Here is a 13,217-nt window from a genome sequence, read left to right as displayed (position 1 = left end):
GATTTGCTTCCGAGTTTCTGAGAGTTTCCAGCCGCTGACTTTATACTCAACTGAGCGACTGTTTTTCTTGAAAGTCGGATAACCTTTCTTTCCGGGAACAGCTTTCTTGCAGTTGTCGTAGAACCGAGCAATGGCAGAATAAGCCCTTTCCACAGAGGCTTGGCAAGCACTAGAATTCAAGTCTTTGACAAAAGCAAACTCTTCTCTGAGCGCAGTGCTGTGACGGTACAAGTCTTTTTGCCCTACTCCTCGGTTGTCGATCCAAAAACGGATGCACTTATTCCGAACGAATTGAGCAGTTCTGACTGCTTCGTCTATTGCTGCGTACTGATTTAATTTGCCGATCGCCTTGAATTCTAGAACGAACATCTTACGTAGGAACTCGCTACGTTAAAAATCTAACACAAAGCCGTCCTAGAAGGACGGGGCTTTAAACCCAAGTTTTTGGTAAAGCGAAGCTAAAACCTATTTGTTCGGTACGAGTGCCTCAACCCAACCTAATTTCTAAGAGGCTTTTCCCGTTTGGCGAAAATCTTGTTTAACAAAAACCCAGGTCTCATCCCCATGCCTGAAGTTAGCGGATGTTAGTTGTATACTCCTTAACAAGGCAGCAGTAGAGTGCGTCACACAAGAAACTGGAAATATCCGAGAAAATGTGAGGCTACGGGGCACCCTACAATACTCCCTCTCGGGAGACTGGTGCAGCGCCAGCAGCCAGGATTCAGGAAACAGCAGTAAAATTGCTCCTGAGTTGAGAATTTCAGACGGACATCACACACTCGGCAAGATGAAACTGCGTCGGAAAACACTATCAATAGTTGGCATTACCATCGCTGGACTGACTGGCATTCTCTATGCAGCCTCCTCCAGCATCCTTTTGGGCAGCCTTGTCAAAGCAGAGGAACAAGAAGCCACACAGGTTGTCAAGGGAGTGCTCAGCGTGTTCGGGCAAACCGCAGACGACTTCAACTCGCGCTTTGCTGACTGGTCTGCGTGGGATGACACCTACACTTTTATCCAAAACCGCAACTCAGAATTCATTGCCTCGAATTTAGTTCCAGAAGGGCTGAATAATTTGAGAGTTCATCTAGCCATATTTGTCAATACTTCTGGCAAAATAGTTTACGGTACGGGTTTAGACAGCGACAAGATGAAACTAACGCCTGTTCCAGAAGCATTAAAAGAGCATATTTCTCTCAACGACCCGCTGTTGCAGCACCCCAACGCCAAAAGCAGCCTCGCTGGTGTCCTGCTGCTGCCCTCAGGGCCGATACTGATTACTTCCCGGCCAATTCTCACTACAAAAAGCACCGGCCCGATTCGGGGCACGCTGGTATTCGGGCGCAATTTCGATGCTGCGGGCATTGAGAAGCTTTCTAAAATTACTCGGTTGCCGCTGATTGTACACAGCGTTAATGAAGCTCATTTACCGGCTGACTTTCTGAAAGCGCGACACAAACTGTCGGGAAAAAAACCGATTTTTGTGCGTCCTGTCAGCGAAGATTTGATGGCAGGTTATGCTTTGATCCGGGATATTTACGATCGACCGGCGCTACTTCTACGGGTGGATATGCCCAGAGAAATCTACCGCCAAGGTCAAACCAGTTTAATGTACCTGCTGGTGTCTGTAGGGTTAGCGGGAATAGGATTTATCGGCTGCACTCTGCTGCTGATTGAGCGTTTGGTGCTGTCTCGGTTGAGCAGTTTGGCGAAAGCAGTTAACCGCGTCAGCAGCAGCCAAGACCTCTCGGTGCGACTGCCGGTCACGGGCGCAGACGAGTTGGCCGACCTTGCCCATACTATCAATGGAATGCTCGGGACGATCGCGATCGCCGAAAGCGAACAACTTGAGGAAAAAGCCCGCTACCAAGCCGTAGTCGAGCAAGCTACAGACTGCATTTTCCTGTGGGACGCTCAAACCAAACGCATTTTAGAAGCCAATACAGCCTTTAGAAACTTGCTCGATTACAGTCTTGATGCAATTTCGCAACTGAGTGTTTACGATATCGTCGCCTATTCCAAAGACCTAGTTGACCGAAATATCCTGTTCCTGCTAAGAGAGAAACAACTCAGAATTGGCGAAGTTCTCTACCGCCGCCGAGACGGTTCCTGCGTGGATGTGGAAGTAAGCGCCAGCCTGATTTCCTACGGCGGCCGCGAGATTATTTGCACTGTTATCCGCGACATTACCGAGCGCAAGCAAGCCGAAGCCGAACTCCGAGCCTCGGAAGAACGCTACAGACTTTTGTTTAAAAACAACCCCCATCCGATGTGGGTTTACGACTTAGAAACTCTGGAATTTATAGCCGTCAATCACGCTGCTGTAGAGCACTACGGGTACACTCGCCACGAATTTCTCAACATGACCGTTGCGGATATTCGTCCGCGCCAAGAACTGTCCAGATTGCTAGAAGATATATCCCAAGTAGATGCCGGAATTGATTTTGGGGGTGTGTGGCAGCACCAGACAAAAAACGGCACAATTATTGATGTAGAAATTACTTCTTATACCCTGATATTTGACAGCAGAAATGCTGAATTAGTGCTGGCTCACGACGTAACCGACCGCTTGCAAGCCGAGGCAGAACTTTACAAAGCCAAGGAAGCAGCAGAAGCAGCTAATTTCGCGAAAAGTCAGTTTTTGGCTAACATGAGCCACGAACTGCGAACTCCTCTGAATGCGATTATCGGTTACAGCGAGATTCTGCAAGAAGATGCTTTAGATATTGGCGAAGAAGACTTTGTGTCGGATTTGGAAAGAATTCACAATGCAGGCAACCATTTACTCGGATTGATTAATGATATTCTGGATTTGTCGAAGATTGAAGCAGGTCACGGGGAACTTGAATTAGAAACTTTTGACGTATTCGAGACAATTAAAGATGTAGTAAAAACTGTTGAGCCGTTATTTTTCCGAAACAACAATCGCCTGAATGTTGAATGCGATCCTAATATTGGCCAATTGCATTCCGATAAAACTAAGTTAACTCAAATTTTATTTAATTTGCTCAGCAATGCAGCGAAGTTTACTCAGCAAGGGATTGTTACACTCAGCGTTAAAAAAAATCAAAATGACGAGAATAGTTGGGATGTTGAAGAGTTAATTTTTAATTGTACTGATACGGGAATTGGGATGACTCCGGAACAGCTAGAAAAGTTATTTCAACCTTTTACGCAAGCTGATGCTTCGACTACCCGCAAGTACGGAGGTACGGGTTTGGGTTTGGCTATAGCGCAGAAATACTCTGAGATGCTGGGGGGAGAAATTACTGTTAATAGCGAGTTAGGCAAGGGGTCAACTTTTACTCTCATGTTGCCGACACTATTGTAATCTATCCCAATACGTTTGGATTACTGTGATATTAATAAATAAAGGTACGTTGTTGGGGTTGAGCCTCCTTTATACCTGTAGATCAAAGAGGGCTTAAGCCCAACAACGTACCTAATTTGAAATCATTTGAGACCCAAAATGCTCGTCCTACTTCGCATCAGCAGGGATCAAAACTTTGTCAATTACGTGAATAACGCCGTTGCTAGCTTTGATGTCAGCTTTCACAACATTAGCGCCGCTAACAGTAACTTTGCCTGCGGCAACTACCACCTTCAGCGAGCCGCCTTCCACACTTTTAACATCGCCGGATTTGAGGCTGGTAGATAAAACTGAACCAGAAACAACGTGGTAAGTCAAAACCTTAACAAGTTTGGCTTTATTTGCTGGTTTGAGCAAATCATCCAAAGTTGCTTTTGGCACAGCAGCAAATGCCGCGTCTGTCGGTGCAAAAACAGTGAAAGGCCCTTTTCCTTGGAGGGTTTTAACTAAATCTGCGGCTGTCAAGGCTTTAGTCAATGTCTTAAATTGAGCGTCGCCAGATGCAATAGCGACAATATCCTTAGTAGCGGCTGTTGGTGCTGGTGAAGTGGTTGATTTCGGTGAGGCTGTTGGTGCTGGTGAAGCAGCAATTTTCACATTTCCTGCAACTTGTTGAGTTGGTGTTGTATTGCTAACAGTTGTGCTGGAGTTGATGTGAGCCCAAGCGGGGAAACCAATCAACGCACTAGCGCCGATTACTCCTGCGAAACCTGTGAGTTGTTTCATCCAGCTAGGTAAATTTTGATTTTTCATTGTGCTTGCTTTTCCTTATGACAATAAAACGGTGAACGTGAATTGTTATGTTAGCCAAATTTCCGCAAAAGGTAAGGTTGCCAAAGGCACTCGGTAGAGATAAAATGAGCTGGGATTGTCGATCGACTAAAACTCCCTTACTATAGCGCAAGCTCAGGTAAAAAGAAGCTCAACCGCTAAATCTGTAACTCAAAACCTCAATCACCGAACCTGTTTGCGGTAAGTCAGCAGATTTGACCGAAATCGTGTCGTTATTCGATCGGCGTATCGATGTACCATCCATTAGGCCCAAGAATTCATCTAGCGATAGTAAATCGCACGCAGCAGCATCGGCGGCTTGGGTTTTGAAGTGTGTGGGAATCACCATTTTCGGTTTGAGCAGTTGCACAGTTTGCTTCGCTTCCGCCGGAGTGTAAGCTTTCGGCCCTCCGCCCACGGGAATTAGCAAAATATCCGGCCGCCCGATTAAGATTTGTTCTTCAATGCCGATCGGGCCAGCGACTCCGCCCAAGTGTAAAATCTTAACACCGGCTTGCTGCCAGAGCCAAGCCACATTCACCCCAAACCGCCTTCCTCCTTCACGGTCTTTCTGCGTCCGAATCCCTTGAATCCTGAGCCCGTTAGACCTATAAGTGCCCGGTTCGTACAAAAGGCCGGGATTGCCCGAAAATCCGTCTACCGCCCCTTCATCAAGCAATCTGCTGCTAATCAGAATCAAATCTGTGGGGACTTTAGGAGAACGATAGCCTGCCGTACAGCCCAGGGGGCGAAAAGGATTCACCAGCACCCTCGCACCGCCACCGGCAAACAAGAAGCAAGTGTGCCCTAACCACTGAACCGACAAAGAACCAGCAGTTTGAGCTTGATAGCTTTCCCATCCAGATGGCAAACCAGTGAAGAAAGCCGCTAGCAAACCCGTCTGTGCGTAACTTATTAATTGTCGCCGTTTCATCTTTTTGGTTGCGGTTATCGGGTGTTGGTCGTTTGTTGTTATATCACAAAATGCCGCCAGGTGCGAAATGTGCGATCGAGTTTTCCCGTAAGGTTCCCATTGCCTACTCTACAAATCCAGAAAAACTCAACTCTCAACATAAGCAAATCCACTTGATTAAACGTAAAATACGGCTCGCATTCAAGCTGAGTGTGTATGTATGTCTTTCTCCCTTCTTCCTTCTTCCTTCTTCCTTCTTCCTTCTTCCTTCTTCTTAAAGCCGTTCCAAAAAATTCCGCAATAATTGCTTTCCCGAAGTAGTCAAAATACTTTCCGGATGAAACTGTACGCCTTCAATGTGTGGATATTCCCGATGACGCACGCCCATAATCGTGCCATCTTCCACCCAAGCCGTAACTTCCAAAACTTCTGGACAACTCTCTTTTTCAATTACCAAACTGTGATAGCGAGTTGCAATCATCGGCGATTCTACACCTACAAAAACTCCGACTCCTGCGTGTTCTACCTGAGAAGTTTTGCCGTGCATCAATATCGGTGCGGAAACAATTTTGCCACCGAATACTTGACCAATACTTTGATGTCCGAGACACACGCCTAAAATTGGTAGAGTCGGCCCCAATTCTTCGATCAATTTCAGAGAAATCCCCGCATCTTCCGGCCGCCCTGGGCCTGGAGAAATTACTACTGCTGCGGGTTGCAATCGGCGAATATCTTCTAAATAAATTTGATCGTTGCGGTAGACTTGGACTTCTTTTGCTACGGGCAACTCAGCACCGAGTTCTCCTAGATACTGTACCAAATTGTATGTAAAACTGTCGTAGTTATCGATGACTATAATCACGGGTTAAATTGGATTTTAGGTTTTAGATTTTAGATTTTAGATTGACTCGCTGCCTGAATGCAAGAGTTGGAATATTTTAGATAGATGCCCAAGATTAAAATAGCTCCAATATGTAGGAATAAAACCAAAAATCTCAAGTTGGTCATCTAAAACCTAAAATTTAGCTTGCCCAATCAAGTTTACTAACGGACGATCGCAATTTGAACAACTACCCATAACGGAGGAAGCAGCAGTGCAGCAGCGACAATGGCCGCAGCCATTGCGGATACCAGAACGGCTCCGGCAGCGCAGTCTTTGGCAATTTTGGCGAGTTCGTGGTAAGATTGCCCGACGGTTAAGTCTACCACTGATTCGATCGCCGTGTTCAACAATTCCATTGCTAAAACTATACCAATTGTGACGCCGATCACTGATATTTCTACAGGTTTGAGGTGCAAAAATAGTCCGAGTCCGATCGCCAAAGTTCCTATAACAGTGTGAATCCGAAAATTGCGCTGAGTTTCAAAAGCATAGGTTAGCCCACCCCAAGCATACCGAAAACTCGTAGCTAAACTAGATGCGATTTTCCAGGAAAGCTCTCGCTTGTATTTCAAGGCTTTTTTCGGCTCGTGGACTGTAGGCATGGCAGAATCTGGAGGCACGATCGCAAACGGTGGGATGTTTGATGAAATTGACGGTTGATCTAGTGGCATAAACAACCAACTTTAAGTTACAGAGATTAACGAAAGCTAGACTTTGAAAATTTCCTTCATCAAGTCTAGTTAACTTTCCTAAGTTTTTACTAAAGTTTTGGTATGATTTCAGAAAGTTATGTTTGGGTTGACATGATTGGTTAAGTCACCATCAACGTCAGTTATGCTGTTTGGATCTCAAGTCCGATCGCGCGCAGCAGTGTTTCTTGTCGATCGAGCATTTGAGTCAGACTTTCCTCATCCGGGTGATCCCAGCCCAAAAGATGCAAAAAACCGTGGGATGCGAGCCAAGCTAGTTCAGTCTTTAGGGAATGTCCTTGCTGCTGGGCTTGTCGCTTCGCTGTGTCGATCGAGATGATGATATCACCCAAGTATAGGGGTTCGGATGACTGCATTTCCTCTCTTTGAGGACAGTCTACCTCTAATGCGGCGAAAGCTAGTACATCGGTCGATCGATCTTGTTGACGGTACTGGGCGTTGAGGGCTTGGATATCGGCATCGGCGGTTAAACGCAGACTGACTTCGTAGCCGGGGGCTTCTGGCACATCTGCTTGCTGGTTTTCTAGCCAAACGCTAAACCAATTTTCCCAGGTTTGGGCGGCAATCTCCCCGCTGGGTTGATTCTCCGGGAGGTTGTCAGCGTCGGCGAACCCATAACAGTCTTCGACGTTCACCTCAATTATCATTTTTTGGTTCTTTTGTCAAGGGATGTATTGAATTTTTTGATAAGTGAAAATTGGGCGGGCTAATCGACTTTTTGCTTTTAGCAGGAAGATTACAATAATCTGTTCAAGATTGCAATGGGTCGATCGCACGATCGGATCGAACCCCCCGGTATTTAACCCGCTCTTAGAGTGCGTGAGTGTCTGTATCGACGCGGTTTCAATCGGTATTCTAAGAGTTGAAATAGCGATCGAGAAAAGCCAAACCGACGAGTATACCCAAAAGTCCAGCCGCCGTCAAAGCAAAATGAAACAGAGAAGTCGCCCGCTTGCGAACCATATTCCGCATGGCTAGCTTGACATAACTCGGTGGAGGTGCATTGTTTGTCGGGGCGATCGGGGTTTCGGGGGCGGATTCTTCGGAGGTTGTTGGCGAGGGAGGTTGAGTCATAGCGGTTATTTTAGAAGGTTAACACCAGAGGCTGCGGAGGACAGACTCGCCACGATGTTAACAAATTTGTAACGTTTTGTGTAGATTTTTTTAGCTTTCGGATGGCAGGAGGCTGGTTTCGCGCAGCAGAGAATCGGCCCAAACAGCATCGGATTCTGAAAGTGCAGGGACTAACTGGGCCGTATAATCGAGGGTAATGTCATAGGCGGCGCGATCGTACACTGTATTCAACAGCGCCTGTAAATCTACCATTGGTTCCACATCGCCTGCGCGCAAAGGCAACGGAAAACAAGGGATCGCATCTGGTAGATTAAATAAGTATAAATCGGCGATCGGTCTTTCATTGCTCCGACTCACCAAAATTCTATAACTCGCTGCATTGTCATTGTCAAAAACCGGGAGAGGTTCCCAACCCCGCAACAAGTCAATCTCCACAAAATTAGTCCGACTTCCCAACACCTTATCCCGCTTTTCCTCATACATTTCACGCCCTTTTCCAGATGGTTTATTAGCGTGTAAAAGCACCTCAATTACTGTCACAACTTCCTTGGTCGCCATATCTATCACCTCCAAATATCCTTGTTTCACCTCCTCATACATCGCTAATCTTACTTTCAAAGGTTCAGTAGTTCGTGTGGCGACAGCTACATTAGATGTACTTGAATTTCTAGGAATCGGATTGTGCTGGATCGAAACATCAGGAATCCCAACTAACAGCGATTGTTCTCCCTTGATTTCATAAATTCGCTTTTCAATTGCCACTCGATACCTCGGCACCAGTTGGGGAACTAATGACTCTTGAAGCATACTAATCAGCGAATGATGAACTTCTGGCCAAAAGTCAGGGCTTTCTAAATAAGGATTCATCCCTGGAAATGGATTAGGCATTGATTTAACTCCTGTTGATTGACTTACTTAGGACTTATGCAGGGGTGGCTAGAAACCGGGTTTTTCCTTTGAATATCGATACACCATCCAGAAATTGCGAAAAACCCGGTTTCTTTGATTTTAATGCGAACTACCACTGTTATCAACCTCTCACTCCCATCTCCCGCAACCAAGCATCAGCCCAAACAGCATCCGGTTCGGCAAGCGGCGGCACGGGTTCGGCGGTATAATCGATTCTAAAATCATAGGCGGCGCGATCGTACACTATATTCAACAACGCCTGCAAATCTACGATCGGCTCAACATCACCTGCACGCAAAGGCAACGGAAAACAAGGAATTGTATCGGGTAAATTGAAAAGATACAAATCCCCCAAAGGCTTTTGATTTGCCCGACTCACCAAAATTCGATAACTTGCCTCAATCTCATTGCCAAAAACTGGTAGAGGTTGGTAACTTCGCAGCAAGTCAATCTCTACCAGATGACTGCAACTACCAAACACCTTTTCTCGCTTTTTTTCGTACATTTCGCGCCCTTTACCAGGACGTTTGTTGGCGGGTGACAGCACTTCAATTACCGTGACTACCTGTTTAGTTTCTATTTCGACTACCTGTAAATAAGTTTCTTTTAATTCCAGCGGTAAAGGTATTGTTACCTTCAAAGATTTGGCGGGTGGAGCGGCGACAGCAACATTAGAATCACTCTCGGTTCTTCGAGTCGGTGTCTGCTGTATTGTGACATCGGGAATGCCAATTAGTAAAGCATCTTCGCCACTGATTTGATAAATTCTTTGTTCGATATCTACTAAATATTTAGGCAGTAGTTGCGGAGTTAACCAATCGGCTATTGCCACTATCAACCTATTATGAACAGAACTCCAAAAGCCAGGACTTTCTAAATAAGGATTCATCCCCGGAAATGGATTAGCCATTGATTTAACTCCTGTTAACTTACCTAATTCTACTATTTTAGCTAATGAATTATAAAAACGCAGACAATATCAAGCTATCATCTGCGTTAATCTGCGTTAATCCGCCGACCTCTGCGGTTAAACTCCCCTAAAAATTCCCGTAATTACTAATAGCAGACTGCAACCTTGCGATCGCCTCATCAACCGAAATCGCCCCCAACTCCCCAGAAGCACGAGTCCGAATATTCAAACTATTCGCCTCAACCTCCTTAGCACCCACAACACACATCACCGGAATTTTATCCTTCTCAGCATTGCGAATCAACTTACCCAAACGTTCGCTACTCTCAACTTCCGCGCGAATATTCAGCGCCTTCATCCTCGCCTCCACTTCCTTAGCAAACGGCAAAAACTCCTCGCTGACAGGCAACAACCGCACCTGAATCGGCGCTAACCATATCGGAAAATCCCCCGCATACTGTTCGATCAAAATCCCGATCAAACGCTCCAAAGAACCAAAAGGAGCGCGGTGAATCATCACCGGACGCTGGCGAGTGCCGTCTTCAGCAACGTATTGCAAATCAAAACGTTCTGGCAAATTGTAATCTACCTGAACAGTTCCTAATTGCCATTCTCTATCCAACACATCTTGGAAAATAAAATCGAGTTTCGGCCCGTAAAAAGCCGCCTCCCCAATTCCCTCAAAATAATTCATTCCCAAAGTTTCCACCGCGCGGCGGATGGCACCTTGCGCTTTTTCCCAAGCTTCATCGGAACCGATGTATTTATCTAAATTTTCTGGATCGCGGAAACTCAAACGCGCCTTAAAGTTTTTCAGTTGCAGACTCTTGAATACTGACAGAATTAAATCGACCACACTCAAGAATTCAGCATCCAACTGTTCCGGCGTGACAAACAAGTGGGAATCATCAACCGTAAAGCCGCGCACTCTGGTTAAACCGCCCAATTCTCCCGATTGTTCGTAGCGGTAAACTGTGCCAAATTCTGCTAAGCGCATCGGCAATTCCCGATAGGAACGCAGTTCGCTTTTGTAAATTTGAATGTGAAACGGACAGTTCATTGGTTTCATTACAAAACCCTGTTCGTTTGCCGCCGCTTCTGCATTTTCTGCCATTAGCGGAAACATATCTTCTTTGTATTTCTGCCAATGTCCAGAGATTTTGAATAAATCGACTCTGGCGATGTGGGGAGTCACAACTTGTAGATAGCCACGTTTGATTTGTTCTTGTTTCAAGAAGTCTTCTAAAATACTTCTCAAAATAGTGCCTTTGGGCGTCCACAAAGGCAAGCCTGGGCCGACTGGATCGGCAAAAATAAACAAGCCTAATTCTTTGCCGAGTTTGCGGTGATCTCGCCTTAGGGCTTCTGCTTTGCGGTGTTTGTAGGCTTCCAATTGTTCGGGAGTTTCCCAAGCTGTGCCGTAAATTCGCTGCAATTGAGCTTTGGTTTCGTCGCCGCGCCAATATGCTCCTGCTAGGCTTTCGAGCTCGATCGCCCTTCCATTGATTTCACTGGTATTATCCAAATGGGGCCCAGCGCACAAATCCCACCATTCGTCACCCAAATGGTAAAGAGTAATCGGTTCGATCAAACCTGCCAAAATTTCTAATTTGTAAGGTTCGTCGATCTCCTTGATGCGCCGTTCCGCTTCCTCGCGGCTGACTTCTTCCCGAATTACAGGCAATTTGCGGTTAATGATTTTGATCATTTCTTTTTTGATTGCCTTGAGATCCTTTTCGGTAAAAGGTTCTGGACAATCAAAATCGTAATAAAAACCATTTTCAATCCAAGGGCCGATTGTGACTTGGGCCTTGGGAAATAATTTCTGTACCGCCATCGCCATAACGTGGGATGTGGTGTGGCGAATTTTTTTTAGTTGTTCCGACTCACTCGTGCGGAGCAACTCTATCTTAACGGACTCTTCTGGAGCGTTCATGGATTCTGAGCTAGACATCGGCTGAATTATCAATTAATTTAGTTGCACTTGCTTCTATATTACTCAGGTTGGGACAGCAAGCGCCGACTTCCGGCTGGGGAACTGTTACAGGAGTGCTAACTAACCGTAGGGTGCGTCAGCGGGGCAAAGTCTTTAGTCTGGGGTAGTTACATTCAGCCCGCTGACGCACCCTACAATAATTTAATTTTTAGGTACGTAGTTGCGCTTGGGCGCTCTTTCTTTGATATATGAAAGAGCGCCCAAGCGCAACTACGTACCTTATACCTTTAATGTGACAGTTGCGTCCAGGACTGACTCACCTGCTAATTTTTGTGAAATTATTGAATTTTTGTTAAAAAAAATGTTACAGTTTGTAAAGTACATTTAAGGTTAGAATAGATAAATAACCCAATTTTAATCAATGCTTAACTCCAATTTGCCAGAATCAGAATTGCTCAAATCCCTACTGGAACCGCTGTTAGAGGATTTTAAATACTGGTTCGAGCGATCGGCTACTCTCTTAGAAACTGAGGAAATTCATTTTCTGAGCGGCGACGATCAATCCGACTTGCTGGCGCGAGTCAAACAGGCTCAGCAAGAAGTAGGCGCGGCTAAAGCTCTATTTCAAGCAACCGGAGGGCAAGTTGCAATTGAAACCGCAGCACTCATGCCGTGGCATAGACTGCTCGCCGAATGCTGGCAAGTATCGGCGCGCTTTCGGAAAGAGCAGTCAGCTCGCCCTGGAAAATAAAAAGGCAAGTTCAAGTTCAACCCGCAGTCAAATTCCCAACCTTGGGAAATGTCGCGTCCACTTGACAAGCTCAAACAGATTTCCAGTTAATAAGTTATCAGAAAATAGGGTTTAAAACCCCGTCGTTTTAGGAAGTTTTTATTTCCAAAAAGTTCTAAAAGTTTCCCAAATAGTACCCTATACTACAAATAGATACAGGTAGAATAACCGCTAGCACAAATGGATAACCAAACCCAAAACGACTGGCTAGGAAACAATAATGTCTCGTGGGTGGCGAAAACCACAAAAACATAGCTAGGGTAGCCATCGTGCACCCATACCAGAAAACTCAAAATCTTAGTAGTTAGATGTACCGTAGGGCATACGGAAACAAAGGGAATAATCCCTTAACGCTTGGGGAGACAAGCCCTCTGGGACTATTCAAATTAGGCTCGAAGCTTCGTTCAATTGGACGGGTTTTTGGTTTAAATATTGCCGAAGGGATGAATAGTTTAAAGGTATGTCAGTGAACCAAGAATCCCCGCGTTTACGCCCGGGAGTGTCAATACTTGCTGAAACACTTTTGTAAATTGCTGTGTGGCTATCAGAGCCCGGAGGAGAAAATAATGTTACACCTGCTTTATATTTTAGCTTTCACCGTTCTTGCCTTTTTGGCCGTCAGTAACTTAATCCGCAGTCTAGTCACCGTAGGTATGGAGTCCCAGCGCCCCCAACAATTCAGGGCAAATAATCGCTACGCATCCTATCCTCGCTCTCAAGCCGTGCCCCATCCAGAACTGTTAGACGAATACGGAAATATTGTTAACGAACCGCTATTAGTGATGCGTTCGCTGACTGTCCAAGACGCGCGCGAACAATTAGATGCTCTTTACAAATCATCTCCCGGCGGCAGTGACGAAGGCGGCGAGCTAGCCTGATTCGATCGCGTTCCCAGCATTTATACTTACGGGCGATCGCCCTAAAAAAATAATTGGCCGTTAGTTTCTCGCT

12 protein-coding genes and 1 pseudogene are annotated in these 13,217 nt (G+C 45.7%); 3 read left to right on the top strand and 10 right to left on the bottom strand.

The features are described from left to right. Positions 1 to 369: pseudogene (locus JGK36_RS15985) on the bottom strand (RNA-guided endonuclease TnpB family protein); the annotation flags it as partial. Between the two features lie 286 nt (positions 370 to 655). Here JGK36_RS15985 and JGK36_RS15980 point away from each other — a divergent pair. Continuing rightward, positions 656 to 3,331 (top strand): CHASE4 domain-containing protein, encoded by a 2,676-nt coding sequence (locus JGK36_RS15980; RefSeq protein WP_293182823.1) that lies wholly within the window; start codon positions 656 to 658, stop codon positions 3,329 to 3,331. Positions 3,332 to 3,478: 147 nt separating this feature from the next. Here the strand turns inward: JGK36_RS15980 and JGK36_RS15975 are convergent, their stop codons facing one another. The 9 genes from JGK36_RS15975 to thrS form a co-directional block, all read right to left on the bottom strand. After that, entirely contained in the window at positions 3,479 to 4,123 is a 645-nt protein-coding gene (locus tag JGK36_RS15975) for a fasciclin domain-containing protein (protein WP_293182825.1), read from the bottom strand. Between the two features lie 169 nt (positions 4,124 to 4,292). Then, positions 4,293 to 5,075 carry an MBL fold metallo-hydrolase gene (locus JGK36_RS15970; RefSeq protein ID WP_293182827.1) on the bottom strand — a complete coding sequence of 261 codons (783 nt, stop codon included), beginning with the start codon at positions 5,073 to 5,075 and terminating at the stop codon, positions 4,293 to 4,295. Between the two features lie 253 nt (positions 5,076 to 5,328). Continuing rightward, a complete protein-coding gene (locus JGK36_RS15965) occupies positions 5,329 to 5,916 on the bottom strand; it encodes an aminodeoxychorismate/anthranilate synthase component II (RefSeq protein WP_293182829.1) in 588 nt (195 codons plus the stop codon). Positions 5,917 to 6,098: 182 nt separating this feature from the next. Further along, a complete protein-coding gene (locus JGK36_RS15960) occupies positions 6,099 to 6,608 on the bottom strand; it encodes a diacylglycerol kinase family protein (RefSeq protein WP_293182831.1) in 510 nt (169 codons plus the stop codon). Between the two features lie 161 nt (positions 6,609 to 6,769). Next, entirely contained in the window at positions 6,770 to 7,294 is a 525-nt protein-coding gene (gene ybeY, locus JGK36_RS15955; RefSeq protein ID WP_293182833.1) for an rRNA maturation RNase YbeY, read from the bottom strand. A 208-nt stretch (positions 7,295 to 7,502) separates the two neighbouring features. Then, positions 7,503 to 7,721, bottom strand: coding sequence for a DUF3285 domain-containing protein (locus JGK36_RS15950; protein WP_293182835.1), 219 nt, complete (start codon positions 7,719 to 7,721; stop codon positions 7,503 to 7,505). Positions 7,722 to 7,811: 90 nt separating this feature from the next. Then, positions 7,812 to 8,609, bottom strand: a complete 798-nt coding sequence (locus JGK36_RS15945; protein ID WP_293182837.1) for a DUF4058 family protein — start codon at positions 8,607 to 8,609, stop codon at positions 7,812 to 7,814. Positions 8,610 to 8,751: 142 nt separating this feature from the next. Beyond that, complete coding sequence (locus tag JGK36_RS15940) at positions 8,752 to 9,540, bottom strand: DUF4058 family protein (RefSeq protein WP_293182839.1); 789 nt, start codon at positions 9,538 to 9,540, stop codon at positions 8,752 to 8,754. 127 nt (positions 9,541 to 9,667) lie between these two features. Continuing rightward, positions 9,668 to 11,494: a threonine--tRNA ligase gene (gene thrS / locus JGK36_RS15935; RefSeq protein ID WP_293182841.1), complete on the bottom strand. Its 1,827-nt coding sequence runs from the start codon at positions 11,492 to 11,494 to the stop codon at positions 9,668 to 9,670. Between the two features lie 403 nt (positions 11,495 to 11,897). Here thrS and JGK36_RS15930 point away from each other — a divergent pair, with 403 nt between their 5' ends. Both JGK36_RS15930 and JGK36_RS15925 read left to right on the top strand, forming a co-directional pair. Beyond that, the gene (locus JGK36_RS15930; protein ID WP_293182843.1) at positions 11,898 to 12,227 is read left to right on the top strand and encodes a DUF2605 domain-containing protein; all 330 of its coding nucleotides are present in this window, start codon (positions 11,898 to 11,900) and stop codon (positions 12,225 to 12,227) included. A gap of 605 nt (positions 12,228 to 12,832) precedes the next feature. Next, on the top strand, positions 12,833 to 13,144 hold the full coding sequence (locus JGK36_RS15925; RefSeq protein WP_293148252.1) for a DUF2973 domain-containing protein: 312 nt from the start codon (positions 12,833 to 12,835) through the stop codon (positions 13,142 to 13,144). The last annotated feature ends 73 nt before the right edge of the window (positions 13,145 to 13,217 follow it).

Source organism: Microcoleus sp. PH2017_35_SFW_U_B, assembly GCF_020737865.1.
Classification (GTDB): domain Bacteria; phylum Cyanobacteriota; class Cyanobacteriia; order Cyanobacteriales; family Microcoleaceae; genus Microcoleus.
Note: the sequence above shows the minus strand (reverse complement) of the source record. Positions and strands in the feature narration are given on the sequence as shown.

Bases quoted from the DNA above. Each gene is read 5' to 3' on its own strand.
- ybeY (WP_293182833.1), bottom strand. From the start codon at position 7,294: ATGATAATTGAGGTGAACGTCGAAGACTGTTATGGGTTCGCCGACGCT.
- JGK36_RS15945 (WP_293182837.1), bottom strand. From the start codon at position 8,609: ATGCCTAATCCATTTCCAGGGATGAATCCTTATTTAGAAAGCCCTGAC.
- JGK36_RS15970 (WP_293182827.1), bottom strand. From the start codon at position 5,075: ATGAAACGGCGACAATTAATAAGTTACGCACAGACGGGTTTGCTAGCG.
- JGK36_RS15960 (WP_293182831.1), bottom strand. From the start codon at position 6,608: ATGCCACTAGATCAACCGTCAATTTCATCAAACATCCCACCGTTTGCG.
- JGK36_RS15975 (WP_293182825.1), bottom strand. From the start codon at position 4,123: ATGAAAAATCAAAATTTACCTAGCTGGATGAAACAACTCACAGGTTTC.
- JGK36_RS15930 (WP_293182843.1), top strand. From the start codon at position 11,898: ATGCTTAACTCCAATTTGCCAGAATCAGAATTGCTCAAATCCCTACTG.
- JGK36_RS15940 (WP_293182839.1), bottom strand. From the start codon at position 9,540: ATGGCTAATCCATTTCCGGGGATGAATCCTTATTTAGAAAGTCCTGGC.
- thrS (WP_293182841.1), bottom strand. From the start codon at position 11,494: ATGTCTAGCTCAGAATCCATGAACGCTCCAGAAGAGTCCGTTAAGATA.
- JGK36_RS15950 (WP_293182835.1), bottom strand. From the start codon at position 7,721: ATGACTCAACCTCCCTCGCCAACAACCTCCGAAGAATCCGCCCCCGAA.
- JGK36_RS15925 (WP_293148252.1), top strand. From the start codon at position 12,833: ATGTTACACCTGCTTTATATTTTAGCTTTCACCGTTCTTGCCTTTTTG.